Source organism: Amycolatopsis sp. NPDC052450 (assembly GCF_044547565.1).
Classification (GTDB): Bacteria; Actinomycetota; Actinomycetes; order Mycobacteriales; family Pseudonocardiaceae; genus Amycolatopsis.
This window is the reverse complement of record NZ_JBIUAQ010000014.1, coordinates 82013-107589: the sequence shown is the minus strand read 5'-3', so window position 1 is coordinate 107589 and position 25577 is coordinate 82013. Positions and strand designations below refer to the sequence as shown.

The window sequence follows — 25577 nt, the reverse complement described above, 5'->3', positions numbered from 1 at the left end:
CTGGTGTTTGTTTTTGTGGGGGTGTGGGGTTGTGTTTGTTGTTTTTGTTTTTCTTTTTTTTTTTTATATAACAAAAAACCACACCACCCCCCCCCCCCCCCCCACCCCCACCGAGAACCGCGCACCTAGCCATCTTGAGAGTGGCGAAGGAGGCCTTCACGGACTGACACCGGTGGGGAACGGAAGTCAGCCGGTGTAACCCGCCACGATCTTGGTGTAGTCGTACTTGCCCTGCGTGATTCCCGCGCAGTTGTTGCAGTCGCGGTTCACCGCCCAGAACGACAACCGGGCGAGATGTTTGCTCGCCGCGTAGTCGCGGATGGCCCGGAAGTCGGCGACGCTGACGGTTTCACCCGCCACGTCGGTCTTCCCGTTCATCGACGAAAGGCCGCTGCGCCGGTAGGCCGCGTCGTCGCTCAGGCCGAAGGTGGATTTCACGACGTTCTTCAATCCGTCCACGGCACTGCGGGTCTTGCCTGCCATGTCACCGCCGCTGGAGAAGTCGAACGGCATGACCGACCACGCGTCGACGCCCGCGCCGAGCGCCTTCGACTGGTTGATCAGCCGCTTCCCGTGCGCGTTGGGGCCGCCGACCTCGGTCGGGATGGTGATGACCACCCGCAGGCCGGGGTTCTTCTGCTTCGTGATCTTGACGGCGTTCAGGATCCGGTCCTGGACCGTGTAGTTCTCGAACTCGTCGGTGTTTTCGACGTCGAGGTCGATCGCCTTGAGTTTGTAGGCGTCGATGACCTTCTGGTAGGCGTCGGCGAGTGCCGCGGGGTTGCCGCATTTGGGGCCGAGTTTCGTGCCGGACCAGCCGCCGAACGACGGGATGACGTCGCCGCCCTTCGCGCGGATGTTGGCGATCATCGTGGCGTCGGCGCCGGTGAGTGAACGGCTGCCGTCCCATTTCGGGTTGCAGCCGCCGTCGGAGAGGATGAACGCGAGGGTGAACGCCTTGACCCCGGTGGCGTTCATCGCGGCGATCGGGTCCGTCTGTCCCGACCATTGGTACAGATAGGGCGAGGCGAGCACCGCGTCCGGGGCCGCCGAGGCGGCAGGGGCGAGGCCGGCGGCCGTGGCGAGAGCGGCGCCGACGGTGGTGGCCAAGGTCGCCCAGCGTCGTAGGGATTTCATCGGTCCTCCAACTGGTACGCGCGCGGCGAGGGCGCGCAGGTGTGGAGCACCTCCGTCTTGACGCGGCGGATCAACCGGGAGGTAACTGTGTGCTCACTCACAGTGGACTGGACCAATGAGGACTGTCAAGAATTCACCGGAATTCCCGGTGGAAACGACCGACCTTAGTAGGGGGGTCTTGACCCGGAAAGCGGATCGACACCACCGCGATTACCGGCTAGTTTGCCGAAATGGTGGGGGACTCCCTGATGGCGACCGGAAGCCGCGGCCGAAGAGACCGGCTCGCCGCGCCGCGGCGGATACTGGGGTCCTGGAGCCTGTGGGAAATACCCAGGCGTGGCCTGATCGGATACCTGCTCCTCGTCGACGCCGCCGCTTTCGCCGCCACCGCGTACCTCTTCGTGTTACGGCCGCCCGCACCTTCGTCCTTGCTCCCGTTTTCCGCTCTGCTGGCGGGAATGATCCTCAGTTCGGAGCTTTCGCGTCCCGTCGAGCGATCCCGCGCCGACACCCGGCTCGGTGCCGGACTGGACGCGGCCTGGATCTTCGCGGGCGCGTTGCTGCTGCCACCCGCGCTGGCCGCGGTACTCGTCGTCGTCTCGGCGGCATACCGCTGGTGCCGGATCCGGCGCGGTATCCCGCATCGCCAGGTGTTCGCGGCTTCCGCCACCATGCTTTCGGCGCTCGGTGCGTCGATCATCCCGGTCTTGCTGGGTGCGCCGCCATTCCTCGACGCGGCAAGGGATTTCGAAAGTTTCGCGCTGGTTTTCGCGACCGGCCTGGTGTTCCTGTCCGTCGACGCCGCCTTGGCCGCGCCGGCGGCCGAATTCGGGGCGGAGCCTTCGGGATTCGCCTTCGACGCGGCGATGGTCGCGTTCGGCTTGCTGCTCGCGTGGTCGGCGGCGGACTGGCCGTTCGTCACCGTGGTACTCGCGGGCGCACTCGTGGTACTTCACCGAGCGGGGACGATGCGTGCCCTGCGCGGCCACGCGGGGACGGACTCCGGCACCGGACTGCTCACCGCGTCGTCCTGGTTGGACGGTGCCCGCACCCAGTTCGAGTTGCTTCGCGGCCGTGGCGCCGATCTTTCGCTGCTGATGCTCGATCTCGACCACTTCGCCCGCCTCAACGACCGGCACGGCAGACAGGTCGGGGACGACGTTCTCCGTGCCGTGGCGGACACTTTGCGCGCGGAGGTGCGGGCGGCGGACCTCGTCGGCCGGTTCGGCGGCGAGGAGTTCGTCGTCCTGCTGCCCGGTACGAGCCGGTTCGACGCGCACGCGATCGCCGAACGCATCCGGCTGCGGATCTCCTCGACGTTCGTCTCACTGGGTGGGACGTTCGCCGGGGCGACCGTCTCGATCGGGGTGTCTTCACAACCGGCCGCCGGCGAGACACTCGACCGGCTCGTCGGCGCGGCGGATCAGGCACTGCGCGCCGCGAAGGGGGCCGGACGCAACCGGACCGTCGTCTTCGAGACCGAAACCTAACCTTCGGCCGGGACGCCGATGTCCTCGAACCACAACTCCGGGTGATCGCGGATGAACTCGGTCATCAGCGCGGTGCACGCCGGGTCGTCGAGCAGGGTGATCTCGACGCCGTTCTCCTCGAGCCAGCCGTGCCCGCCCTCGAACGTCGCCGCCTCGCCGATGATCACGCGGCCGATGCCGAACTGGCGCACCAGCCCGCTGCAGTACCAGCAGGGGGAGAGGGTGGTGACCATGATCGTGTCCCGGTAGTGCGGCCGCCTGCCCGCGTTCCGGAACGCGGAGGTCTCGGCGTGCATCGACGGGTCGCCGTCCTGGACCCGGCGGTTGTGGCCGCGGCCGAGCAGGACACCGGCGGTGTCGAAAAGCGCGGCGCCGATCGGGACCCCGCCCTCGGCCTTGCCGAGTTCGGCCTCTTCACGGGCGACGGAGAGCAGATGCGCGGGATCGATCACGAGGTTCACCTTACGGCTCGTGGGTGTCCAGGGGTAAGGCAAAGGGTGGGCGGTTGCGAAAGCCACTTTGGCAACGTTCAGCGTTGCGAAAGTGGCTTTCGCAACGTCGGGGGCAGGGGTGTGGTAGCGAAGAGGGGTCTTCGCTACGCCGGTGCGGTCGCTGAAACCCATGGTCGGGATGCGTCGCGAAAGCCACTTTCGCGACGCCTGAGGTCCCGAAAGTGGCTTTCGCGACACGGCCACCCCGACACCTTTGCTTTACCAACCCCGAGCCCAATGCGGACCGGAACTGTCCTCGATGTCTGCCACACTTCTCCCATGAAGCGAGCGAACCGATGACCACGGGCACGTCGGCACGGCTGCTGAGGCTGCTCTCCCTGCTGCAGGCGCGGCGCGACTGGCCGGGCGCCGATCTGGCCGACCGCCTGCAGGTGGACGTCCGCACGGTCCGGCGCGACGTCGAGCGGCTGCGGGAACTGGGCTACCCGGTGCACGCCACCCCCGGTGTCGCGGGCGGCTACCGGCTCGGCGCGGGGGCCGCGCTGCCGCCGCTGCTCCTGGACGACGACGAGGCCGTCGCGGTCGCCGTCGGGCTCCGCACGGCCGCGAACGGGACGGTTTCGGGCATCGAGGAGACGTCGGTGCGCGCGCTCGCGAAACTGGAGCAGGTGCTGCCCGCCCGGCTCCGCCACCGGGTGACCGCGCTGAACACCGCGATGATCCCGCTCGGCGGTGTCGTCCCGGTCATCGACGCGGCGGCGCTGACGGTGATCGCGTCCGCGTGCCGCGACCATCAGCAGCTCCGATTCGGATACCGCAGCCACAACGGTGACGTCAGCGAGCGCCGCATCGAGCCCCTCCGCCTGGTGCACACCGGGCGCCGGTGGTATCTGGTCGCGTTCGACCTCGACCGTGACGACTGGCGGACCTTCCGCGTCGACCGCATCGACGGCGTCCCGGACACCAGTTTCCGGTTCACGCCGAGGGAACCGCCCGCCGAGGACCTCGCGGCCTACGTTTCCCGCGGGATCTCGTCGTCGCCGTATCCGCATCAGATGGTGCTGCGGGTGAACGCCCCGGCGGACGCGCTCGCCGAATACGTGGCACCGACCGTCGGCGCGATCGAGGCCATCGACGAGCACACCTGCCGGGTCCGGGTCGGCTCCAACGACCTTTCCGTGATGCCGTACTACCTCGCCCATTGGGACGTCGACTTCGTCGTGGAAGAGGCGCCCGACGAGGTCAAGGAAAAGCTAAGGCTGGTCGCCGACCGTTTCGCGCGCGCGGTCGTGTGAGTCCGAAGTGGACTGTCCGGCTCGCTTGGCGCGTTTGGCCAGCAGGCCGATCGAGCCGAGCGAGATCAGCGCCAGCACGATGATGTAGAGCGAAACCGACATCGAGGTCCCGGTGGATTCGAGCAGCAGCACCATGATGAACGGCGCGAGCCCGCCGCCGACGACCGCGCTGATCTGGTAGCCGAGCGAGGCGCCGGTGTAGCGCATCTCCGCGGTGAACAGTTCGGCGAACAACGCCGCCTGCGGGCCGTACATGATGCCGAGGAACAGCGACCCGACGAACGAGGCGACCACGAACAGCGGCAATGAGGCCGTGTCGATCAGCAGGAACATCGGGATCGCCCAGAGCGCGACCCCCGCCGCGCCGAAGGTGTAGATCTTCAGCCTGCCGATCCGGTCGGACAGTTTCGCCGAAAGCGGGATGATCGCCAGCTGCAGGGTGCTGATCAGCAGCGTCGCGACGAGCACGGTGGTCCGCGACATCCCCAGATGGCGGGTGGCGTAGTCGAGGACACCGTTGAGCAGGATGTAGAAGGTGGCGGTGTTGACCATGAACGAACCGCCTGCCAGCAGCACCGTGCCCTTGTGGTCGCGCAGGACGTCACGCAGCGGCGACTTGGCGCGGCCGCGTTCCTCGGCGGCGAGTTTCGCTTCCGCACGGCGGTATTCCGGCGTTTCGTCGATCTTGACGTGCATGTACCAGGCCAGCCCGAGCACCAGGATGCCGACCAGGAACGGGATCCGCCAAGCCCAGGTGAGGAAGTCCGACGGCGGCGCGACCTGCGCGGCGATCAGGAACACCGTATTCGCCAGCACCACCCCGATCGGGACGCCGAGCTGGACGAGACTGCCGTAGAGACCGCGTTTGCCGGGCGGCGCGTACTCGGTGGCGAGCAGCATCGCGCCACCCCACTGGGCGCCGACGGCCACCCCCTGCACGAGCCGCAGCACCACCAGGAGGATCGGCGCGGCGATGCCGATGGTGTCGTAGGTCGGCAGCAGGCCGATCAGCGTGGTCGCCGCGCCCATCAACGCGATCGCCAGCACCAGTACGGGTTTCCGGCCGCGCTTGTCGCCAAGGCTGCCCGCGATGATCCCGCCCAGCGGCCGGGCGAGGAAGCCGACCGCGAACGTCGCGAACGAGGCGAGGACGCCGGCCGCCGGGTTGGTGGTGGGGAAGAAGGTCTTCCCGAAGACCAGGGCGGCGGCGATCCCGAAGACGAAATAGTCGTACCTTTATACGAAAAGGCTGTGACCAGGGGTTTTAGGGTTCTGGGCATGCCTCAGGCCGTCTCCAGGCCGTCCAGGCCGTGATCGGCGCTTCTGGAGAGAAATTTACTGTTTCGCGCCGTGCGCTCGTCGGGTAGTGGACAGTAGCCGCTGTGTCCAGACGTTCTGAATCCGCTCGGGAGTGCTGCCCAGGCAGCTTTCAATGTCACAGATTGTGACGATCTTCCAGTGGTGTGGCCACGCTGCCGTAATGAGCTGAGTGCAGCTTGTTTGTTCTCCTGCGGACTGCAGGGTGCGCGTCCTGAGTGACGTCTCGTGCGCGAGTTGCGGGTGCAAGTGCAAACGCGTCGAGTGTCGTGGTGTTGACTCAGACGAGGTCCGTAATTCTGGACTGGCGCCTGTCGAGCTCCGGTGTTGAGGCACATTGGCGGGTCTTCGTCATCATTGCGCAAGAAGGCTGAAATCCCTGTAGTCGCTGCGATACCCGACGAAGCAAACCCGGCGACGAGACGGCTTGGCGGGTTGACTGGTCTGACGGACTGGTCATGGTGACCATCGCTCGGTGGGGTCGCCGGTCCATTACCTGGTTCGGCACTGCTCCATGACCTCGTGGGTGGTCGGCGTGGCGAGTGCGGGAACCGGCGTGATCCGGTGGTGCCGGCAGTGAGCACGATGGTGCGAGTCGTGGTCGGGCCTACGTTCCCCTTCGGTGCCGGGAAGGTGTTCGCTCTCGCTCTTCGGCTCGGTGTCCCGGTGTAGGTTGCACCCTTGACCCGCGCCTGCGGTTGAACTGACGGTCGTCGCGCTCCGGCGTCTGTCGGCACAGGGCCGCTCCGGAGGTTGTCCGGTCGGTGCGGAGGCTGTTGGTCGGTGCGAGTGCGGTTACGTTGGCGTTGAACGTAGCCGGGCCGCCCATTGTCGGCGAGGTGGGCAAGGTATTGTTCGACGCGGTCGGGCCGTTGTCGCTGATCGGCTGGTCCAGTAGTCGGCCCAGGACTACTCCAGGTGCTCGCTTCCGCGGTGCCGTCTGCTGAGGAGCCCGTGCGCGCAGGCGGTGCTCAAAGCTCGCTCGGATACGCGGCCTCAGCTGATCGACCCGTCCCCTCAACCAACGAAGCGGTCAACCTTGTCGAAGATCGATGACGCTCTCGCGGCGAAAGCCATTGAGATGGACAGCTGTCATCGCGAGGAGCACCAACGTACGATCTTGGCGGAGAGCCTGATGCGGCTCGTCGGCCCGGGGCTGAACGCTCCCGCCTGCTAATGGCACACGAATTCGTGCTCGGTGGGACACCGAACAGCGGGAGCGATGACCGAGAACTCAATCGATCTGCATGAGTCCGCCCCGTCCGCATCGGCCAGCCGGTTCGATGTCACCGGCGGTTCTTCCGCCGAGCCGCGCCTTGAAGCTTGCGCTTGGACTTCTTAGGGTCGGTTCCGCCGCCGCTGTTGCCAGGTGGCGGCCGGTTGTGCCGCATCCGGTTCAGCGCGGTGTTGCGCCAGCTGGCCAGGATCTCGGGCAGGTAGTCTCGGCTGTTGAGCCACTTGAGCGCAGCGCGAGTGTAGAGGTCCTCGGTCTCCTCGAACTGGTTTGCGAATCCGGGTTCGAGCAGTACTCGTCGTGCGAGAGCTGTATACATCGGGTCGTCGGTGAAGCGGCGCATACCCTGCACGTTGCCGACACCCGGACAGAACGCACCGCCGGCGAACCATGCGGCGCCCGCCATCACACTGCCGGAATCCTCACCTTCTTTGATCGTTAGCCCGGTGAGGCGCGCTGCGAGCTCTCGCTCGGCGTCGTCGGTCGTGACCTCAGGTTCAGTCTGGAGCACTCGCTGATATGCCTCGATCGCTTCGGCCGAGCTCGACAACTTCAGCCGTTGTTCGACGTCAGTGGTCTCGAAATGCAGGACGGATTCGGATGTCTGAAGCCCTGAGCGTCTGCCGAAGACCCGTGCTGTCCGGCGGAACCCGGTCAAGAAAGTGACCTCAGGACGCTTCAAGCCTTTGCGGATTTCGTCGCCGTGCCGGGCATACGGCGATGAGACGAACGGGCAGACCTGGGCCGCGTACAGGGCGCAGACTTCGTGGACTGGCGCCTCGTTTGAGACGAGCGTCTTCGCCGTCGCCGCTGCTTCGGCGAACGAAACCTGCCATCGCAGCTCCTCGCCGAACGGGAGCGCGCACACTGCACAGAGGTCGAAGGTGGCTAGTGCAAGCTTTCGGGGCTCCGACAGCGCGCCGAAGTCGATGTCCTCGGGTGCCTGGCCGATCGCGGCAATGATCGGGTAGCCGCGAGGATCGACGCGGAGGTGCGCAAGCCGTTTCGGCTTCGGGACAGAACGAGGCCCCTTACCTGCCGATTCGAGTGAATCGCCGAATGTCATTTCCATAGCCTAAGGGAGGCCGTCGTCAGAGCCGTGGAAACGGACTGTGTGAGGTGCCACTGGGTTGTCCATCAGCGGCACCCCGGGTGGAACGTCGGTACCGGGACAGCTCGACCACGCAGGTTGGCCACTCCGGTGCCGTCTGGCGAACCGCGTCGATCACGCGACGGGCGGCGGTCTAGTGCTCGCACTCCGAAGGTTGCCTGGCTACTCCTCCTCGCAGCCTTCACCAGCGACGCGTAGTTCGACCGGCGTCACCTGGAGCAGGTGCTGGCCGAGTATGTCGATCACTTCATCCAGCATCGGCTCCATCGCTAGTTGGACCAACAACCGCTTAAGCCTTGGTTGGTTCCGTCCGGATGCGTGACGCCGGATCGGTGCAATCGGACTTGGAGGACTCATCTGCAAATATCTGGAGGTAGCATGACGTGAAAGCGTTTCGGTACTCACAAGATGGGCGGTGGCGTCACAAACGCCTCGGCCGTTGAAGGGTCACTGAAGAGATCTTCCCGCTCTTTCGGCGCCGAACGTGTACGTGCCAAGGCTGCGGTCAAAGACTACGCGTAGGGGTTCAACTGATTCCGTTGTTGGTGAGCTGATTTTCGTCAGCCGTGGTGACTGCTGGCTTCCTGCTCGTAGGCATCAACTCAACGAATATCGCCCTGTCGCATTCTGATAGAATCTACTGCGACTGATCGGTTAACCGGTCTGCGAATGCGCGGCAAGCTGCCCTCCAGTCGCCCTCTTGTCGGGTGTCTAGGCACCGACGCAACAAACTCACCACGTCCAGTTGAACCCGTCGTTCGTCTATCTGCTGCTCGCGGGTCTCAAGTTCCTGCGCCAGGCGGCGTCGTGCACCGACATCGGCTAGCTCAAGCGAGGTCAGCGCGCCTACCGCGAGTGGGAAGTCGATGCCCAGCAGCGCGGGGATGAGCCTTCTCGCAAGCCCGGTGTCGCCGGACTGGTTCGCGACGGAGACGAGATGGTCGAACATTTCGGCTTCAGCGGGTCGTGTCCGGTACAACCGAGCGATGTTTTCGATGCAGATGCGCTGCACACCTTGCTCAGGACTCAGCGTCAGCTGCCGTACCAGGTCGTCGTCGGCGGCCTGCCGCGCAGCTAGGGCCAGGATCGCTCGTTTGCGTACTGTCTTGTTCATGAACTCGTCGGTGGCGATCTCGGCGACAGAGGCTAGCTCTGCGGAGCGCAACCTGCCCGGCTCGTTCAGGAGCGATTCGACGGCCGAGTGCTGAGCGCGTTTCTCCATGGCATGCAGGGCGTCGGAGAACAACATCGCTAGCTGCATTCTCAGCACGTCGCGAAAGAACCCGGGCTGGTAGGGCACGATCGTGTGGCGCCGGTCAAACTCGAGCTCGCCGATCATGTCGACGAGCTTTCGCCTCTCGGGACTGATGGCGTTCGGATCCGACACGAGTCTTCGCAGCGTGAGGTATTCGCGGTAGGTGTCCTCACGGCAGAAGATTCGAATGGCCTTACCAGCACTCAATGCCTCGCGGAATTCGGTCTGCCAAGTGATATCGCCGACCCGTTCCACGACGACGAACACACAGACGTCCACGTTGAGTACGGTGGCGCGAGAGTTGTTCACCCAGCTCGATGTGAGTGAGTTGTCGTGGGAAATCTGACCCGACATGTAATGCCACGGCTGTGCCCCAAACGCCCTGACCACGTCATCAAACTCTCGCCGCACCTGGTCGATGTCGGATGCCCCACACAGCATAATGTCGAGCACGGCTTACCATCCTCTGAGATCGTCGATCTGCTGCCGGGCCCAGTCCGCCTCGGGCCCACGCAGCCCAGCCACAAGCCGTCGCGCCTCCTGCAGTCCGTCGCCCGCGGTGCCGTGCGATTTCTCTACGCGGGCTAGCCCGATCAACGCGCGCACCTCGCCGGAGCGGTCCTCACACAGCTGGTAGAGCGTGCGTGCCTCGGTGTACGCGGCCTTCGCGCGTTCGAACTGGTTGTCGCGTACTCGCAGGTCCGCCTCGACACTGAGCAACCGTGCCTTTTCCGCACCTCTGCCTCTGGCGGCCAATGCGGCATGGGCTCGTCGTAGCGCGAACTCCATGTCACCGGTGCGGCCGAGTCTGCGGAGTACGTCGAGATGATCAGCCACCGCGTCCACTACCTGGTGTGCGTCGAGGAGGTGGTCGACCGCATAGGCGAGCGCGGCGTCCAGATGCGCTGCGGCCACCTCGACATTCCCTCGTTGGTCTGCGACGTGGCCGAGCCGCCGTAGTGCCGTGAAGTGGTCGTCCCGCCCGAGCTGGGCGGAATCCACCGCTTCGCGGAGCCATGGTTCGGCGTCGGCGAGGTTAGCTCGGTCAGCGTGCATCTGGCCGAGCGCCAACGCGAGGATGGGTGCGTCCTCTGTTCCCGCGGAGAGAGCCGCCGCCTCTGTCAGGCAGTGCAGAGCGTCGTGGTGTCGACCGGTGATGTCTGCGGCATCCGCCTTGGCGCGCAGTGCCGCGAGGCGTAGCGTTCGGTCCTCGGCGAGGATGAGCACTTGGTCGAAGTGCGTGCAGGCGTCGCTGACCGCGCCACGCCTCATGCCGATGCGTCCGAGGGTTAGATGGGCATGCTGGGCTTGTGGCGACCGGGATGCCCGCAGAACGACTTCGTGCAAGAGACGCTCGGCTTCTTCAAGGTCGTCCGCGTGATAGGCGACCTGGCCGGTCAAAGACGCCAGCTCCACGAGCCACCGGTTCGCCAGTCTGCTGGCGCTGTTTGCGTAGTCAGCGGCTTCAGTGACCCGGCCGAGCCCGAGCAGTTCCTCACCAATCCGTGCGAGCATCTGTCCGGCTAGCCCCCGCCCGTTTTCGCCGTCCTTGATCGCGTCTGCGACCGCACTGGCGATCGTCCGAGCGATTCCCCCGTCGATGTCCTTGTCGGTATTCAGAAACGTGTGCCAGGTGTTGAACGGCTCGTCGACATGAGACTGCTCCCGCGTGATCGCGAACAACAGACGCGGAGTGTCTGGGGTGGCTCGCACCTTCTCGGCCACGGCTCGTAGGCTCTCTGTCGGCGTGCCCTCATCCAACACCACAACGAAGTGTCGGGCGGTCGACAAAGCCTCGGGGTGTGCGACCTGCAGTCCGAACGTGACAAGCCTGCGACGAAGGTCATCAGCAGTACCCGAGGTACCTAGGACGAAGACGCTATGTGAGAGCGTCCGGCGCCGCGGCTGACGGCCGCGTTCTCGGGCGGCTGCGACATAGCCGTCCTTGTTGGACACCAGAAGATCCGCTTCAGCCAGTTCGTGCGCGAGTAAAGCGGCGATATTCGTCAGGGGCTCGCACTCGACAATCGCCTCACCGAAGCTCCACTCCTGCAGATGGGGCACGGTGGTGGCGTCGACTACGTCGAGCGGCGCTACATTCTTCGGTATCCACGCACGGTACTGATCGGCGTATCTCTCCGCGATGCGTCTTTGCCATTCGGCCATAGGCGCTTGGTCGCCGCGGGCGTCGAGACGTGATATCGCCGGTACGACAAGTAATCGGCTCTTGTCATACCGCGATTCGTCACGAACTGCCATGGTGTGGCGGAGAACGTCGAGCGCGCCGTCGAGGTTCTGTCGGTTCGGATTCAGACACAGCATGAGGACGTCCGGTAGCTGCGCGGTGCAGATGTCACCGATCTCGGTGACGCCGGCGTGGCTGTCGACAAGTACGAAGTCGTAGTCGAGGTTCATCTCGTCACGGAGCGTCTCCAGGCGCCAGCCGAGGTCGTACTGCTCGAAGAGGCGGCGCCAGGAGATCGTGCGCAGGCGCGTCACATAGTCCTGGTTCATGTGGCCGGCCGGGAGGATTCCGAGCTCGCCAACTTCTGGAATTTCTACTTGCGCCACGGCCTTCTGCCACTCGATTGGGTCCGTGGTGTCGGCGCTGATGGTCTCCAAGAGCCCAAGTGCGGGCAGCTCGGATAGCCATGGGGCGAAGTAGGAGTGCAGGCCTGGCGAATACAGATCCCAGTCGACGCACAGCACCCGGTAGCCCCACGCGGACAGCTGCACCGCGACGTTGGCGAGACAGAACGTCCGGCCAACCCCGCCCTTATATGAGTAGAAAGTCACGAACATCGCGGCCTCAAAACCTCGGCAGCTTGCTCGGAAAGGCTGTGCCCGGTCGCGCGGCCTCCCAAGTAGCATCCCACTCAGGTACGGTCTTTACCCGCTCGGCGATGTCTGCGGCCAGCTGGCGTACCGCGCGGTGAAAATCACCGTATTCGCGTGTGCTCCTGAAGAGTTCGTGCGGTATGTTCCACGCTTTGAAGTCGAACCACCGCCTGCTTCGCGCATAGTCTGGAAAGTTGATATCGCCGGAGTACACGACAGGGATGATCAGCACTTCCGTGGCCGTGCCCTCGCGTTCTCGGCTGGACATCGTCATCCATTCGGCCAGGCACCACTCCGAGACGAAGTACCGGGGTGACAGCACGGCCACCATCAGCCGTGATCGGAGCAGCGCGCGCTCCAAACTCGCTGGCCAATCCATTCCCGCAGCCATGTTCTGGTCGACGAAAATATCGGGAGCGGACGGCATCTCATCGGCCAGAGCATCCCTCAGGTTTGGGAGCAAATGGTTGAACAGCCAAACGGGGACGTTCCCCCGCCTGGAGTAGCTCAGGTACACGTCGAACTCGTAGCCCACGCCCACTCCAGCCCATCGAAGAGAGAATCTGCCCGAACATCGCTGTCCGACCACCGACCTTACCGAGAGGAAGCGGTCGGTGTCGCGGATTGAGCTAAGTACACGACCGCGTTGGCACTCGATGTGGCCAACGTCTGTCCAGCCAGAGCGGCGGTCAGAATTCAGCGAGAGGTCACGACGGCGATCACAAATCCGAATACATAGAGTACGGCCAAAGTTACAGGGAGCCACTGCTCTAAATGAGTCAACGGCCAGTAGCGCGCTTTGTCCTTGCCTTCTCCGAGCGCCTTCCACTCTGCTCGCCAGTACGGGGAGGCGGGCAGTTTCTCCTCCAACATGCCGATCACGATGTACTTGGCGGTGTTGAGTTGCCGGTACGATCTCACCAGCCAGAACCAGGCAGCAGTCTGTGTCAGCAGTAGCCCGAGCGGTAGGACAAGCATCCAGGTGTTCAGCACGGACGACCGCCACAGCGCGGCGCCCGCGGTCAGTGTCGCGGTGTTGAGGCTCAAGAAGAAGGCGTTGGCCAGCGCGCGGCGCGCGCTGATCCGGTCCGCCATCTCGACGTAGATCTTGTATTGCTCGAGAACTGCCACCTGGTAAGCGGCGCTCTCGCCGGCGAAGGAACTTTCGTTGACATTCTCGGTCCACAGCTTCGACCGGACGTCCTCGACCAGGATGGACTGCGCGCCGAAATAACGGGAAAAGGGGAAGGCCACACGAGTACTGTAGATAGCCGGTGGCCCGGCCGCGCCACCGGCTGGTCGCCGCTGGTCGTTGGTCCCTCCGAAGCGCTGTTTCCGAACCAGCACGTGATCAGGGCGAACCGCTAGGGCGTCCGCCGGGCCTGCGTCTACTTGGCTACATCGGAATGCTACCTGCAGGCCCTGGTGATCACCGCGAAGCGGACGACGCCACCCGAACCATGCATCTGAGCGCCGCGGCACTCGCGCGAATGCTCGCGAAGGAGCGAGAACTCTTGCTCGAGCCCTGCCGCCGATGAAGTCGGCCTGCCAAAGCCTCGCCGTGAAGCCTGGGTGACGTTCCACAACGCCGACGACGAACTCGGCGACGGGGACTGCGCCCCTGCCAAGGAGTCCATCTCATTCGGTCTGCGTGCTGCGGCTTGGACGAAACTTCGCAGAACCGCGTCGATCGACGTCGAATGGGTTCGGTTCAGTTTGACGTCACGGTGCCCAGGAACCAGCTTTTCCGGTGGGTCGCCGGCTGTGAGCAAGGGGCAATGTTCATCTGATGCGGAGTCAGTGTTCCGACAGCCGGTTGACCAGGAGGATCATTTCCTCTCCGGCGTATTTTTCGGCCACCTGCAGGAGAGTCGTCCCGTCGGGCGCTGGGATACGCGGATCGGCGCCAAGTTCGACCAGCGTCGACACTGCGGCGGTGGCGTCATGTCGGACAGCCAAGGTCAGCGGAGTGGCGCCTGACGGTCCGGGTAAATTGGGATCCGCGCCGAGATCGTCGATGAGCGCGTGGACGATTTCGGCGAGGTTCTTCGAGGCTGCGACATGGAGCGCGGATCTTCCGTCGGCTATCCGGTCGTTCACGATGGCGGCCAAGCTGGCCTGCGTGACCGGTTCATCGGTGAGAAAGGCCAGCACACGAGAGGAAGGGCAGACATAGAGGACTGAGGCGCCGGCGCCATCACGTGCGGTCGGGTCGGCACCACAGGCGAGGACCTCTGACAGCGTGGCCAGGCTTTCCGCGGTCTCGCCCGCCGCGGCCATGACAGCGAGGAAGACCGGAGGCAGTCCTCCGCTCGGCCACGCTGACAGGTCCCAGGCGAATGCTTCGACAAGCGCCGTCACCATCGCCGGGTCCGAGGCGAGGATGGCCATGTCGACGGCACTGTACTTTCCCCGAAACCTCTGGTTCTTCAAGACGCCGTACTTGACTGCGGGGATCGCCTCGGCCAGGACGTCGCACTGCGACGGGTCCCCATAGTTGACCGCCGCTGCTAGTATCCCGAATCCGGATTCGTTGGTTGCCTCGACCTGCGCGCCATTGCGTATCAACAGCACGGCCGCAGCCGTGTAACCGTTCAACACCGCTGTGATTAACGGCGCGGTTCCGTCCTCAGCGCGGACATCGACATCCGCGCCGCCGGTGATGAGGACATTGGCGACGTCGGCGAGGCCGTGCCGTACCGCCCAGTGCAACGCTGAAAAGCCTGCCGGGCCCGCCGTCAGATTTACGTTCGCTCCACAGTCCAGAATAAGTGCGCGCACTGCCGATATGTGTCTGCCGAACACGGCATGAGCCAGAGCCGAATAGCCCTCGTCGTCGAGAAGGTCAGGGTCGGCGCCGGCCTGGCCGAGGACGGACACAATTCGTGTGTGCCCCCATATCGCGGCATTGATCAGCGGTGTGCGCTTGAGACGTGCTCGCGTGTCGATCAGTGCCCCTTTCGTCAGGAGGAACTCGACGACGTCGAGGTTGCCCGCGGCGGCCGCCGCGGCGAGCGGCGTCATTTGGTTGCCGGCTCGCCCTTCCACCGATACGCGGTAGCCGTCCACGAGGATCCGGACGATGGGGAGCTGCCCTCGGCTACTTGCTACCCAGAGCGCCGGCATGCGCTGGTCCTCGAGGTCGTATCCGTATTCATCGACCAAGGTCGACACCGCCGAGGCTGCGCCGAGGCCGATGAGAGTGCCCAGCAGGCGTGCATGGTCGATGCCTGCCACTTGTGAGGCGCGCTGGCGCAGCTGTTGGTCGTCATCGTCGCACAGAAGCGGAAGCACGACTTCGGCCTCCGGCACATCGAGACTTGCGCCGATCAGCATCGCGCGGACGGAGGCGTTGAACCTGTCGTAGCCGATGGATGTCTCGATGTCGGTATCGATCCGGCGCTTGTCCTCTGCCAGGGTTGTCTCCGCTTGCTCCACATTAATGAGTTCGGAAAGTAACTCCACAAGCCCGAAATTCGTTATGGCGAACTGCCGCTCCGGATGCCACGTCCCCTCGTTGTTGCGGCGCGGCGATTTGAGATACCGCCTGGTGGCGTCGGAACGGTCCGTGATCGACTGCCCGACCAGGGCGACGACCGGGCGCCCGTGGGTATGGGCGGCCACGATCTCGGCTAGGCACCAGGAACGGGCGAGCGGCAGCTTATACCGGACGGATTCAGCCATGACCGAGTGAATGGTGACATCGTGCCGGGTGGTCAGCTCTTTGAGGTCGTTGAGATTAGACTCCTCGACGACTTCGTGATCGATCGCTAGGAGCACAGCCCGACATCTCTCGACTACTGCGCGAAAGTTCAAGTCGGCAGCCCCGTGCGGCCACTGGCGGACGGCGAAGACGTCCAGCCACACTCGCCGGTTCCCGTCCTGCGAACCGTAGGAAGCCGCACCCACCACCGTGCCCCACCGGGCGGCCCACGTGTGAGAGACGAAAACCTCCGGCGGCCCGCACTCCTCAGGATGGCTTCCCTCGACGACATCAAAGTACCGGCTCCGGGTCGAAGCGGTCGCAGGCCGTACCAGGTCATGGACAACCCGCCAGGTCGGCCAGTCCCAGCACGCGAATCGCGACGTGAATGAATGGAGGAACCGCACGGTCACACCTCGCCGGAACAGTGCGTCCACAGGGTTGTCGCTGCCGAGATCCTCTTTCCCAAACAGCGCCAGAACCGCAGTCTCAGCGTCGGCCCTTTCAGTCGAGAGTGTCAAAGGTTGACCGCAATCCGCGCACACCCAGCCTGCAACAGACTCAGGCCGAGGTGAGACCACCCGCGAGGCACAGTTCGTGCAATCCTCACTGAGAAGGTTGGCTTTCCGTATGATATTGGCCAATTCCGACGTTTCATGGTCTGAACGGTGCACCCTGGTCTCCTCCTGAGTCATGTCGCGCATAACTCTGTCACTAGGTGTGATCAGATTCGTCGTGGGTGTGATATTCCGGGATTTCTGCAGGGGCGCGTCCTACGACGCACCGGCGTGAGGGGGCAGGGTGTTGGTCGGGGTCACCGATACTTGCGTTGCGCTGCGACTGGCGCCCGTCCTGACCCGGTACGGCAGTGCCAGGTCCAGCTGACTATGGCGACGTGCAGGGAGGCGCGTCCCCCGGAGGACGGGTCGTGGGTGCGATGGAGAGCAGGTGAGCTCTTGGGACGGTGACTTACCTGAGTCGCAGTGGTGTTGTACTGGTAGGACTGACAAGCCGCAGTCGGTGCAGGTCCGCCGGAACCCCAAAGTATGCTCAATCACATGACGACCGGCGAGGCCAAGCATGTCTTCGTTTCCTATGTACGCGAGGACGCGGAGCAGGTCGACAAGCTGTGCCAGGCGCTCGAGGCGGCGCAGATTCCGTACTGGCGCGATCGGACGTCGCTGGCCCCTGGAGAACAGTGGCAAGAAAGAGTACGCGAGGCCATACGAGCTGGATCACTGGTCTTCTTAGCCTGCTTCTCCGAGCAGTCTCGGGCCAAGTCGAAGTCGTACATGAACGAGGAACTCACCCTGGCGGCTGAAGAGTTTCGCCTATACCCGCCCGGAACGACATGGTTGATCCCGGTCCGCTTCGACGACGGTGACATCCCGGAGTGGAATCTCGGTGCCGGTCGTACTTTGAGGGATCTCAACTATATCGATCTCTTCGGCGATCAGTACCTGGTCAACATAATCGCTTTGACGAGCGCCATCAGCAAGATCATGGGCGCTACCGGCCCAGACTCGGCGACGGTGCAGGCGTCACTCGCCGAGGCGGACGCTGTCAATCGCCCGGCTACAATGCGCCGCTTGACCAAGGAAATGATTCCTGATCTACGGAAACGTATCGAGTTGGACGATCTCATCTCACAGGAGACGCAACGCCTCCTGGCAGCCATGAGGAATGAAGAACAGTTCCCGAGTCAGCTTGCGAGCGGTAGTAATGAGGACAAGTTGGTGCGCTGCGCCGAGATAGCCACATCGTACTGGCAGCTGGCACAGCCTTTCGTCGCCTCGCTCCAGGTTGCCGCCCGCTGGGGCGACGAAGAGACCTTGAATCCATGGGCGTCTGGGTTGCGTGCCGTAGCTGGCGAGGCCGCAAAGCCGCAAGGCGGCCTCACTGCCTTGCTTAATCTGAGGCACGTGCCCGCGCTGATCGCCACATTCACTGTCGCCCTCGCGGCCACCGGGCAGGGGCGGTGGGACAACCTGAAAACACTGCTTGTAGATGTCTCCGTGCCGCAGCGGTACGGAGAAGGTCGCGAGCCCCTGGTGCAGGCGGAGGCCCCTTGGAGGCCCTTCGATGATCACAGCCAGTTGCTGCCAAACGTCATTGCTCGGCTAGCTCAATTCGGCGAGGATCCACGAACGGCTCTCAGTGTTTTCATGCAGAAACAGAAGGGTACGTACCATACGCCTGTCGCAGAGTGGTTGCACACGATTCTTCGCCCTTATTTCTCTGACCAATTTGTGGACGACACGGCATATGATGAAGGCTTTGATCACGCCGAAGTGATACTCGGAATCATTTCCCAGGACATCGACAACGTTCGTGCTGCTGCTAACCCGCAGCGAACATGGGCTGGGCGATCCCGATGGTTCGGTCGTTCGACGTGGCGCGGAAAGTATGGGCCGGGACCTGTCGACGCCGTCTCCACCGAAATCGAGTCCAGAGGGGCCTCGTGGCCTCCGCTGAAGGCTGGACTGTTTGGCGGTGATCTCGATAGGGCTAAGACTGCGGCGAACGATTACGCCGCACAGTTCCAACAGATGGCCCGTGCTCGCTGGTGAGTGTCGCGCGATCTGCCCTGTTCACGGTGCTGGAATTGGGTCAGTTCCGTAGGCTGGTGCGCGCGGTGGCCGCGCGGGGCGGTTAGGAGATCGTCGTCGGCGGCCTGGTCGGCAGTGGCGGCTCGCCTAGTGATTCGCTTGTGGGGCAGTACTGCGCGGTCAGCGCCCACCGCTCGTGGATCAGGAGCACGCCGCAGCGGTACAGCTTGTCGCTGCGCCGTGCGATGGCGCCCATGAAGGTTAGCTGTCGGCCGCCTGCTTTCCTCCGGTGGTGCTGTCGGCTTCCGGGCTCGCGACCGCAGCGACCACTGCGCAATGAGGGTCGGCGGATCGGTACTTTCATGGCTTCGAGTCTCCGGCCGTTTCCGCAGCCGCCACAACCCCTCCCGCGATGGGACGGTTACTTGACCGACCCTGGTGACGCAACATCGCGACCGATTCAATCCATGGTGCCCCGGTCCGGAATCGCCGACAGCAGGTAGTGATGAAGGTGAACAGCTCCTCCACCTTGACGATGATTTCGTCAGCCTGAGCGGAAGATCGATTCGTAGCGCCCAGATCGGTGCCGTGGGCAGCGACCAGCTGGGACTCATCCCGCGCACGGCCGAAAACTGATCCGCTCCCTCCTGTCGGGCGCGGGAGTCCATCTAGTCCTGTTGCATGAACTTGCTGTTCGTCCAGTCGCGGCACGGTTGCTGGACAAGGCGTCAAGTCTGGTGAACCGAGTGTCGTCGGGGGGAGGGGTAACAGGGAGTGCCGTCTAGTTCACCGGACCATCAAGAGCTCGGGAGGGCTTGACGTCGAACTTCTGGAGCGGGCTCAACAGGAAGACCTTCGTCACCGCGAGCAGTGCCAGCGGCCGATCTCCGTCGAGTGTTTTCAGCAAACTCTATGAATGGGTGCAGGTCGCTCGCGGGCGCTGGTCAAGCTGTGCGGGCTGAGCGGGCGGCTGCTACGTGTGTGTGCCGCTGGCGCTCAGCTGTCTGCCGTGTGTTCCGATCCGACGCGGTGCGCCTTGGAATAATTTGAGAGTTTTGATGTGGTGTATCCTGCGGGTTGAACGGAGGCCGCATGGATCAGCTCTTGAACCCGTCGATGTTGGTGTTGGCTCGCGATTCTCGCGAGCTCACACAGTCGAAGCTGGCGGGACTCATGACGGTGCGGACCGACGGCTCTCCGCCAGTTACTCAGGGTTACGTATCCAAGGCTGAATCTGGAGCGGTTGCGGTCACTGGGGAGCGGCTGGCTCTATTCGCGGACGTGCTGGGGTATCCGGAAGAGCTGCTGGTGCTGCCTGGGGACGTCTACGGGTTCGGTACAGCGTGCATCCACCATCGCAAACGCCAGTCGTTGTCGGCTCCCGCTGTCCGCCGGGTCCATGCCTACCTGAATCTGGCGCGGATCCAGATGCGGCGACTTCTCGTCAGTACTGGGGTCCAGCCCGCAAACGCGTACTTCAGATTTCCCCTATCGGCAGTGGATACCGCGCGAGACGCTGCGGCCGAGGTGCGCCGCCGTTGGGGTGTCCCGGATGGGCCAGTTGAGTCCGTGGTCGCGTTGCTCGAAGCCGCGGGCGGTGTGGTGGTGCCTCGGGAAACACCGTCGCGTGCGTGGGATGCGGTGAGTCAGTGGCCGGAGGGAGAGGCGCCCGTCTTCTTGCTCAACGCCGCCACTCCGACCGATCGTCAGCGCTTCACGCTGGCGCACGAGTTGGGGCACATGATCTGCCACCCTCACCCCGTTCCCGAGCAGGAACAGCAGGCTGACGAGTTCGCTGCCGAGTTTCTCATGCCGGCCTCGCAGATCCTCGATGAAATGAGTTCGGGACTGAACATCGAGCAGTTGGGGCAGCTCAAGCAGCGGTGGAAGGTGTCGATGGCCGCGTTGGTTCGCCGAGCCCACGATCTGGCCGTGATCTCTGATTGGCGCTACCGGAGCTTGAATGTCGAACTGTCGAGCTTGGGGTACCGCACTGATGAGCCTGGACCGTTGAAACCAGAAAAGCCCGGTCTTCCGTCTCGAGCGTTTCGTGCGTGGATCACTCAACAGGGGGCTGGCGTGGACGACCTTGCAGCTCGCACGCTACTTACGGCGGCGGAGTTTCACGAGGTGTTCCAATCTGCCGGGCTGGAGGACCAGCTCGTCCGAGACGACTGCCACCACGAGGGGGTAGAGCGTGACTGACAACGAAATGGGCGATTTCGCACCAGGCGAGGTGGCTGCGGCGGTCCGTAGTCGCGAGGCTCTTCGCCCGCCAGGACGTGTGGGTGTGTTGACGGACCGGCTTCTCACTGCCGCCGGAACACGTCAACTCCGGGAGGTCCTCCCCGCCGTCAACGCGGACTGGGGCGGCGTCTGGGTGTGCGGGAGCGATGCGGACAGGAAGATCGCGACCTATCGTGAAGACGGTTTCGACGACCTGATCCTGGTGTCTGATTCCGAGCACTACCGGCGCGAGTTCGCCACTGCGCGAGAGCCTTTCAAGTTACCGGACACGCTGGGTGCCTCGCTGAACTCGGTGGTGCAGGATCAGCTGGACCGGGGCGCGTCAGTCGCCACGACTCCTTCGCGTTACGTCAGGGTGGGTGACAAGCCCGCGCTGCTCGCGCTCGTGCGCGGTGCAGCGGAGCTCGACCGCGACGACACCGTGCTGGTAGTCGCCGTGGCTCTCGCCTGGCTCAAGCCGGCGTTCGTCGACCAGTTCATCGAGATTTTGAAGTTGGCGAACATGCCGATCGCGCTGATGTTCGGCGGCCAGTACGACCCGTTGAACAAGTTCAAGGCCGCGGTGGAGAACCTGCGCCGTGTCGAGCGCGAGGTGCCGCATGTCATGCGCGGTCACACTGACCTGTCCGCGATCGACGGGCTTTGCCACGGTGCGTTCGCTGGATCGATCGGCCTGACCTCGTCACGACGCCACCTCATCCCGCCTGATGAAGTAGCGCAGACCTCGGGGCCGCCGGGGAAGCAGCCGCCCAGCGTCCTGATTCCGGAACTTCTGAGTTTCATGCAGACGCCGAACCTGGCGAAGAAGTTCGCGAACCGTCCGGGGCCGTCCTGCTTCTGCGCAGTGTGCAAGGGACGTCGACTCGTGCGCCTCATCGACGCCGAGATAGACAAAGTGGAAGCCCAGTCTCACAACGTTGCGGTGTGGGGCGGCCTGATGAACGTGCTCCTCGCCGAGGTGCCCGCACGCGACGCCCGCGCCCTTGCTTGGAAGACAGCCTGCCAGGCCGCGGTCGATCACCACGCTGTCTTCAATCGTCAGGTCGACAACGATCGTGCGTTCACGGCACCTGAGGGGCTCCGTCGGTGGGCAGCACTGCCGGCGTAGCGCTCTTGCCTGTCGCTGGCCGCGGCTGTGACCTGCTCAGGTGCAGCTCATAGATGGACTCGGCAAAGGACCAGCGTGCCGCTGAATGTTCCTGGACAACGAATTTGGCAGGCTCAAGCTGCCAGTCCCAGCCGGAATCCGAGCCGACGGCCACGCCGACGCCTGAATAGGACGCCTCCAGCAAGGCGTCCGCGTCGAGAGGCGACGCGGACAACAGCACGCGTTCGGCGTACTGACTGAATTCGCGGACTCTGCGAAAAGCTGCCAGCCAGCTTCGGCTCACGGCGACCTCGGCTCGAACGACCTGCAAGGGTGCTCGAGCTATCCGGGTGATCCGGCCCTCGTGCTGTGTCAGAACACCGACTGGCGGCAGCCTGCTGAGGATGCGTTGCTCGCGGCCGGCGAGCGAGGTCATCGGAACGTCCAAGCCCTCCGGCAGGGTGAGCAGCGCGTCCAGAATCGCCAGATCCGTGATGCTTCGGATCCCGGCGGCATGGCGCCGCGAGTCCTCGGCGTCATCCACCCTGTAGTAGAGGCGTACGGGTAAGTCGCGGCCTGTCAGCAGTACCGACTGGACGCCTTTGTCGACCCAACCTGGTGCGTCGGGCTCGATCACGGCGTTGTGCATGGCGGTACGCCTCTCCTCCACGTCGACTCCTCCGGCTGGTGTACCCCATCACGGCCCGATCGGCGAAGCGAACCCAGGTGACCAAACGAGGTACTATCTACTACCTTGATAGTTGATAGTACTGGTGGGGAGCTCGGATGGATACCGATGAGGTGGGACGGGTGCTCTTCGGACGCGCGTGCCGTCTCCGGCTCGCCTTGTGGATCCGGAGGCAACCGACTCAGTCGTTCTTCCAATCCCAGCCGCCCGCCGACGTCATTGCGCAGAGTGTGGTGGGGGATGAGCTCAGGCGGCTGGTTGCCCTGGGCATGCTCATCGAGTCCCGGCGAACCGGGGAACGCCGGGTGTACTACCGGCGCACGACGAGCGTGCTGTGGACCGTTATTGAGGCCGCCGATGAGGCCTTGACAGTGCAGTAGGGCACGTACTCGAACTGCCTCCGGCAAGCGCGTCATTCGGGTCGCGAAGCAACACAAATGCCCGGCTGGCTGTCATTGCAGCCTGCGGTCGCACCCGAAGCGGATGCACAGGAAGAATGACCGCGCCGGGGCGAGGCATCTGCGATGCTGTCCAGGTGGGGGCGCGGCATGCGACGGGGCTCACCATTGCTGTGCTGTGCTACGACGGTAACAGCGGTCGGAGGTAAACCGCTGGTCACAGAGGCAAGTGCGGTCGTGGAGCGTGACAGGACCGTGTTGCCATCCGCTGGTTTTTGGGTGGCATTGAGGTACGTTGACCTCTACACTGAATCGTAGATCTTAGTCATGATTCACGCATCGGAGGGGGCTGCGATGGCCAACGTTGGGGCACTGATCGAACGGGCCCTCAAGCAAGCGAATCTCTCCCAGCGTGCTCTCGCAGCGTCGACGTGTATCTCGCAGTCGACGTTGTCGCGGATTGTCGCCGGCGAGAGGGACGCGAAGCTGCCGGAGATCGCGGCGATCGCGCAGGCCACTGGCCATACCATCGCTGAGCTGACTGGCACGGGGACATTGGCTGACCGGGTGCAGTGCGCGCCACGATCGACGAACGAATCGGACATGCAGGAGATGCGTACGACGCTGCTGCACTTCCTGGAGTTGGACGCCTACCTGGATGACCAGGCTGTTCCGGCGACCGTGTGACTGGCTGACACGAGATGGATGCTGAAGCTGAAGGTCGCGCCGCGGCCGAGGAGTTCCGTGCCACCCATCGCCTGGGCATCCAGCCGTTGGGAGACCTGGTAGCGCTAATAGAGCAGACGACAGGCTTCGATGTCGCAGTGTTGGATGCGGGACCCGACGAACACGGCCTGACGATGCGTGACCCGCAGCGCAGTGCCGTGTTCATCGGCGTCGCGCGCAGTCTCCGTCCGATGCGCCAGCGCAGCAATCTCGGGCATGAGCTGGGCCATGTGATCTTCGGTGACTGGGTGGAACCCCGAGACGTCAAATGGGGAGTTCGAGATGACGTGGAGCGGCGGGCCGATGTGTTCGCTCGACATCTACTGGTCCCACTTGCAGGTTTGGCTGACTTCCTAGCCGAACACGGCCCGATCTCACAGGCGACATTGTCGGCAGTGGTGCAGCGCTTCCTCGTCTCACCGGCGTTGGCGGCCATCCAGATGTGCGAGGGCGGGCACATCGATGCTGGGACCAAGCGGGAGTGGATCCGTGTGACCACGCCTGAGCTGGCTACTCGGTTCGGGTGGAGCGATCAGTACCGGGCTTTGCAAGTGGAAGCCGATCATCGACGGGCGCCGCAGCGGCTACTTGCTCGCGCAATCAGGGGCTACGCCGAGTCCGTGGTGTCGGCGCAGACGATCGCCACATTGCGAGGTGCTCCGCTGGCCGAAGTCGAGGAGGATTTGCAGGCTGCTGGTGTCGTTTCTGCAGATCGACCTGTGACGTGGGCCAATCCGGCTGATCTGCCCGTCGTGGACGTTGACCATGCCGAACTGGACGCCATCCTCGGTGCGCTGGATGAGTCGCAAGAGTCCGACGATCGTGGGGCTGAATGAGCCATCGGCCGATCATCGATGCTGGCCCGAGCCTGAACTTCTTCTCCGTTCGTCGTGAACGGCTGCTGTTTGAAGTGGTTGGTCCGCTCGCTGCGCCGGAGAGCGTCCAGGACGAAGTATTGAGTAAGGCGTCGCGTGACCAGCGTTTTGCCCCGGCTGCGACCGTGTGGAGGAAGCTCCCGCAGAAGTTGATCGAAGTTCTGCCCGATAATCCGACGCCGCAGTTGGAACAGGTAGTCCAGCGGATCACGACGCTGCCGATGAGTCAGCGCCTTCGGCAGCCTAAAGACCTGGGTGAGCTGATGGTGGTCGCGCACGCAGTTGTGGCGGCTGAATCCGGCGACGATGTTCGCGTCCTCATCGACGACGGCAACGGTGCAAAGACGGCCGAGTTCGAGCGAGTCCGTCTCCAGCGCATGCGCGATCGCGGCGACGTGGTGGGCTCGCTCATCTTGATGAATACCACCACGGTTCTGGAGACGGCGGTTCGTCAGAACCTGATCGCAGATCGTGGTGAAATGCGCGGGCTGTACGCGCGGTTGCGTGGACTCGACGACGGACTGGTACCGATCGAATCCACCGAACTGCTCTCTCAAAAATTGTGGACGCCACCGTCGACTTGACGCTGCCTGAGCGCTGGACCGGATCGAGCTCAAGCTGTGCCCGTCGGGAATCAGGAACTCTGAACCGCAACAGCTCTGCTCGCGCAGCCTCGTGAACACTGTCTGTCGCAACCCGAACGGATGCGGCCGGCGGTGAGGTCGTACCTGTAGGTCAGGATTCGGTTGCGTCACCTGCAACGTTGGACGGCTTGTTGATCCCGCGAGGCGATGGCGCCCAGGCCGTCGCCAGGCCGTCGCCAGGCCGTCGCAGGTCGAACCAGGGTGAGCCTCATTGAGCACCCGTGAGCGTGTTTGAGCAGGTCAGGATAGGCGGAGGCGGGTAAATCCCCTGGTCACAGCCTTGCTGAAACAGTAGTCGTACCACTCGACGGACGAAGCGAGGGCCGCGGCGGTGGCGGCCCTCCGGCGCTGGGACACGGTGATCGTCGGTTCGGGGGCGGTTTCAGGGGCGTTCTGTGCGCTGTCGGCCATCTGGATTGCCCTTCGCTCGGCGCTGCTGCGGCGATGCAGTCCGGGCAAGTTAACAACCGCTTAGTATGTGGTCAACGTCTCAACGGGTAATTCTAGATACCGACCAGTTGGTATGTCACC

At 64.0% G+C, this 25577-nt stretch carries 21 protein-coding genes; 9 read left to right on the top strand and 12 right to left on the bottom strand.

What is annotated here, in order from left to right; genetic code table 11:
• Positions 1 to 186: 186 nt before the first annotated feature.
• Positions 187 to 1137 (bottom strand): chitinase, encoded by a 951-nt coding sequence (locus tag ACIHAO_RS23625; protein WP_396561122.1) that lies wholly within the window; start codon positions 1135 to 1137, stop codon positions 187 to 189.
• A gap of 230 nt (positions 1138 to 1367) precedes the next feature.
• Here ACIHAO_RS23625 and ACIHAO_RS23620 point away from each other — a divergent pair, with 230 nt between their 5' ends.
• Positions 1368 to 2627 carry a GGDEF domain-containing protein gene (locus ACIHAO_RS23620; RefSeq protein ID WP_396561120.1) on the top strand — a complete coding sequence of 420 codons (1260 nt, stop codon included), beginning with the start codon at positions 1368 to 1370 and terminating at the stop codon, positions 2625 to 2627.
• Here ACIHAO_RS23620 and ACIHAO_RS23615 read toward each other — a convergent pair.
• Positions 2624 to 3088 carry a nucleoside deaminase gene (locus tag ACIHAO_RS23615; RefSeq protein ID WP_396561118.1) on the bottom strand — a complete coding sequence of 155 codons (465 nt, stop codon included), beginning with the start codon at positions 3086 to 3088 and terminating at the stop codon, positions 2624 to 2626. The genes ACIHAO_RS23620 and ACIHAO_RS23615 overlap by 4 nt on opposite strands.
• 326 nt (positions 3089 to 3414) lie before the next feature.
• On the opposite strand from ACIHAO_RS23615, the gene ACIHAO_RS23610 reads away from it, so the two are divergent.
• Positions 3415 to 4374: a helix-turn-helix transcriptional regulator gene (locus tag ACIHAO_RS23610; RefSeq protein ID WP_396561116.1), complete on the top strand. Its 960-nt coding sequence runs from the start codon at positions 3415 to 3417 to the stop codon at positions 4372 to 4374.
• On the opposite strand, the gene ACIHAO_RS23605 is transcribed toward ACIHAO_RS23610, so the two are convergent.
• The 7 genes from ACIHAO_RS23605 to ACIHAO_RS23575 all read right to left on the bottom strand — a co-directional run bounded on the left by ACIHAO_RS23605 (position 4333) and on the right by ACIHAO_RS23575 (position 15909).
• Entirely contained in the window at positions 4333 to 5574 is a 1242-nt protein-coding gene (locus tag ACIHAO_RS23605; protein ID WP_396561267.1) for an MFS transporter, read from the bottom strand. The two genes, ACIHAO_RS23610 and ACIHAO_RS23605, sit on opposite strands and share 42 nt — an antisense overlap.
• Positions 5575 to 6977: 1403 nt before the next feature.
• Entirely contained in the window at positions 6978 to 7991 is a 1014-nt protein-coding gene (locus ACIHAO_RS23600) for a hypothetical protein (protein WP_396561114.1), read from the bottom strand.
• Positions 7992 to 8673: 682 nt separating this feature from the next.
• On the bottom strand, positions 8674 to 9744 hold the full coding sequence (locus ACIHAO_RS23595) for a hypothetical protein (RefSeq protein ID WP_396561112.1): 1071 nt from the start codon (positions 9742 to 9744) through the stop codon (positions 8674 to 8676).
• Between the two features lie 3 nt (positions 9745 to 9747).
• Entirely contained in the window at positions 9748 to 12093 is a 2346-nt protein-coding gene (locus tag ACIHAO_RS23590) for a KGGVGR-motif variant AAA ATPase (protein WP_396561110.1), read from the bottom strand.
• A 7-nt stretch (positions 12094 to 12100) separates the two neighbouring features.
• On the bottom strand, positions 12101 to 12664 hold the full coding sequence (locus tag ACIHAO_RS23585) for a TIR domain-containing protein (protein WP_396561108.1): 564 nt from the start codon (positions 12662 to 12664) through the stop codon (positions 12101 to 12103).
• A gap of 161 nt (positions 12665 to 12825) precedes the next feature.
• Positions 12826 to 13383 (bottom strand): hypothetical protein, encoded by a 558-nt coding sequence (locus ACIHAO_RS23580; RefSeq protein WP_396561106.1) that lies wholly within the window; start codon positions 13381 to 13383, stop codon positions 12826 to 12828.
• A 543-nt stretch (positions 13384 to 13926) separates the two neighbouring features.
• Positions 13927 to 15909, bottom strand: a complete 1983-nt coding sequence (locus ACIHAO_RS23575) for an ankyrin repeat domain-containing protein (protein ID WP_396561104.1) — start codon at positions 15907 to 15909, stop codon at positions 13927 to 13929.
• 981 nt (positions 15910 to 16890) lie between these two features.
• On the opposite strand from ACIHAO_RS23575, the gene ACIHAO_RS23570 reads away from it, so the two are divergent.
• On the top strand, positions 16891 to 18402 hold the full coding sequence (locus ACIHAO_RS23570) for a toll/interleukin-1 receptor domain-containing protein (protein ID WP_396561102.1): 1512 nt from the start codon (positions 16891 to 16893) through the stop codon (positions 18400 to 18402).
• An 82-nt stretch (positions 18403 to 18484) separates the two neighbouring features.
• Here the strand turns inward: ACIHAO_RS23570 and ACIHAO_RS23565 are convergent, their stop codons facing one another.
• Entirely contained in the window at positions 18485 to 18637 is a 153-nt protein-coding gene (locus ACIHAO_RS23565; RefSeq protein ID WP_396561100.1) for a hypothetical protein, read from the bottom strand.
• A gap of 525 nt (positions 18638 to 19162) precedes the next feature.
• Positions 19163 to 19288: a hypothetical protein gene (locus tag ACIHAO_RS23560; RefSeq protein WP_396561098.1), complete on the bottom strand. Its 126-nt coding sequence runs from the start codon at positions 19286 to 19288 to the stop codon at positions 19163 to 19165.
• A gap of 185 nt (positions 19289 to 19473) precedes the next feature.
• Between ACIHAO_RS23560 and ACIHAO_RS23555 the strand changes: the two genes are divergently transcribed.
• A complete protein-coding gene (locus tag ACIHAO_RS23555) occupies positions 19474 to 20586 on the top strand; it encodes an ImmA/IrrE family metallo-endopeptidase (RefSeq protein WP_396561096.1) in 1113 nt (370 codons plus the stop codon).
• Positions 20579 to 21736, top strand: a complete 1158-nt coding sequence (locus ACIHAO_RS23550) for a hypothetical protein (protein WP_396561094.1) — start codon at positions 20579 to 20581, stop codon at positions 21734 to 21736. The genes ACIHAO_RS23555 and ACIHAO_RS23550 overlap by 8 nt, the downstream gene beginning before the upstream one ends.
• Here the strand turns inward: ACIHAO_RS23550 and ACIHAO_RS23545 are convergent.
• Positions 21690 to 22364, bottom strand: coding sequence for a hypothetical protein (locus ACIHAO_RS23545; protein ID WP_396561092.1), 675 nt, complete (start codon positions 22362 to 22364; stop codon positions 21690 to 21692). The two genes, ACIHAO_RS23550 and ACIHAO_RS23545, sit on opposite strands and share 47 nt — an antisense overlap.
• A 137-nt stretch (positions 22365 to 22501) precedes the next feature.
• Between ACIHAO_RS23545 and ACIHAO_RS23540 the strand changes: the two genes are divergently transcribed.
• The 4 genes from ACIHAO_RS23540 (at position 22502) to ACIHAO_RS23525 (ending at position 24986) form a co-directional block, all read left to right on the top strand.
• Entirely contained in the window at positions 22502 to 22783 is a 282-nt protein-coding gene (locus ACIHAO_RS23540) for a hypothetical protein (protein ID WP_396561090.1), read from the top strand.
• Positions 22784 to 23155: 372 nt separating this feature from the next.
• Positions 23156 to 23488 carry a helix-turn-helix domain-containing protein gene (locus tag ACIHAO_RS23535; protein ID WP_396561088.1) on the top strand — a complete coding sequence of 111 codons (333 nt, stop codon included), beginning with the start codon at positions 23156 to 23158 and terminating at the stop codon, positions 23486 to 23488.
• 14 nt (positions 23489 to 23502) lie between these two features.
• The gene (locus ACIHAO_RS23530; RefSeq protein ID WP_396561086.1) at positions 23503 to 24363 is read left to right on the top strand and encodes an ImmA/IrrE family metallo-endopeptidase; all 861 of its coding nucleotides are present in this window, start codon (positions 23503 to 23505) and stop codon (positions 24361 to 24363) included.
• Positions 24360 to 24986, top strand: coding sequence for a hypothetical protein (locus ACIHAO_RS23525; RefSeq protein WP_396561084.1), 627 nt, complete (start codon positions 24360 to 24362; stop codon positions 24984 to 24986). Before ACIHAO_RS23530 ends, ACIHAO_RS23525 begins: the two co-directional genes overlap by 4 nt.
• Positions 24987 to 25577: the final 591 nt, after the last annotated feature.

Excerpts from the sequence above, each read along its gene's own strand:
- ACIHAO_RS23565 (WP_396561100.1), bottom strand. The coding sequence starts at position 18,637 with ATGGGCGCCATCGCACGGCGCAGCGACAAGCTGTACCGCTGCGGCGTG.
- ACIHAO_RS23600 (WP_396561114.1), bottom strand. The coding sequence starts at position 7,991 with ATGACATTCGGCGATTCACTCGAATCGGCAGGTAAGGGGCCTCGTTCT.
- ACIHAO_RS23610 (WP_396561116.1), top strand. The coding sequence starts at position 3,415 with ATGACCACGGGCACGTCGGCACGGCTGCTGAGGCTGCTCTCCCTGCTG.
- ACIHAO_RS23570 (WP_396561102.1), top strand. The coding sequence starts at position 16,891 with ATGACGACCGGCGAGGCCAAGCATGTCTTCGTTTCCTATGTACGCGAG.
- ACIHAO_RS23540 (WP_396561090.1), top strand. The coding sequence starts at position 22,502 with ATGGATACCGATGAGGTGGGACGGGTGCTCTTCGGACGCGCGTGCCGT.
- ACIHAO_RS23620 (WP_396561120.1), top strand. The coding sequence starts at position 1,368 with ATGGTGGGGGACTCCCTGATGGCGACCGGAAGCCGCGGCCGAAGAGAC.
- ACIHAO_RS23625 (WP_396561122.1), bottom strand. The coding sequence starts at position 1,137 with ATGAAATCCCTACGACGCTGGGCGACCTTGGCCACCACCGTCGGCGCC.
- ACIHAO_RS23530 (WP_396561086.1), top strand. The coding sequence starts at position 23,503 with ATGGATGCTGAAGCTGAAGGTCGCGCCGCGGCCGAGGAGTTCCGTGCC.
- ACIHAO_RS23555 (WP_396561096.1), top strand. The coding sequence starts at position 19,474 with ATGGATCAGCTCTTGAACCCGTCGATGTTGGTGTTGGCTCGCGATTCT.
- ACIHAO_RS23535 (WP_396561088.1), top strand. The coding sequence starts at position 23,156 with ATGGCCAACGTTGGGGCACTGATCGAACGGGCCCTCAAGCAAGCGAAT.
- ACIHAO_RS23590 (WP_396561110.1), bottom strand. The coding sequence starts at position 12,093 with ATGTTCGTGACTTTCTACTCATATAAGGGCGGGGTTGGCCGGACGTTC.
- ACIHAO_RS23545 (WP_396561092.1), bottom strand. The coding sequence starts at position 22,364 with ATGCACAACGCCGTGATCGAGCCCGACGCACCAGGTTGGGTCGACAAA.
- ACIHAO_RS23525 (WP_396561084.1), top strand. The coding sequence starts at position 24,360 with ATGAGCCATCGGCCGATCATCGATGCTGGCCCGAGCCTGAACTTCTTC.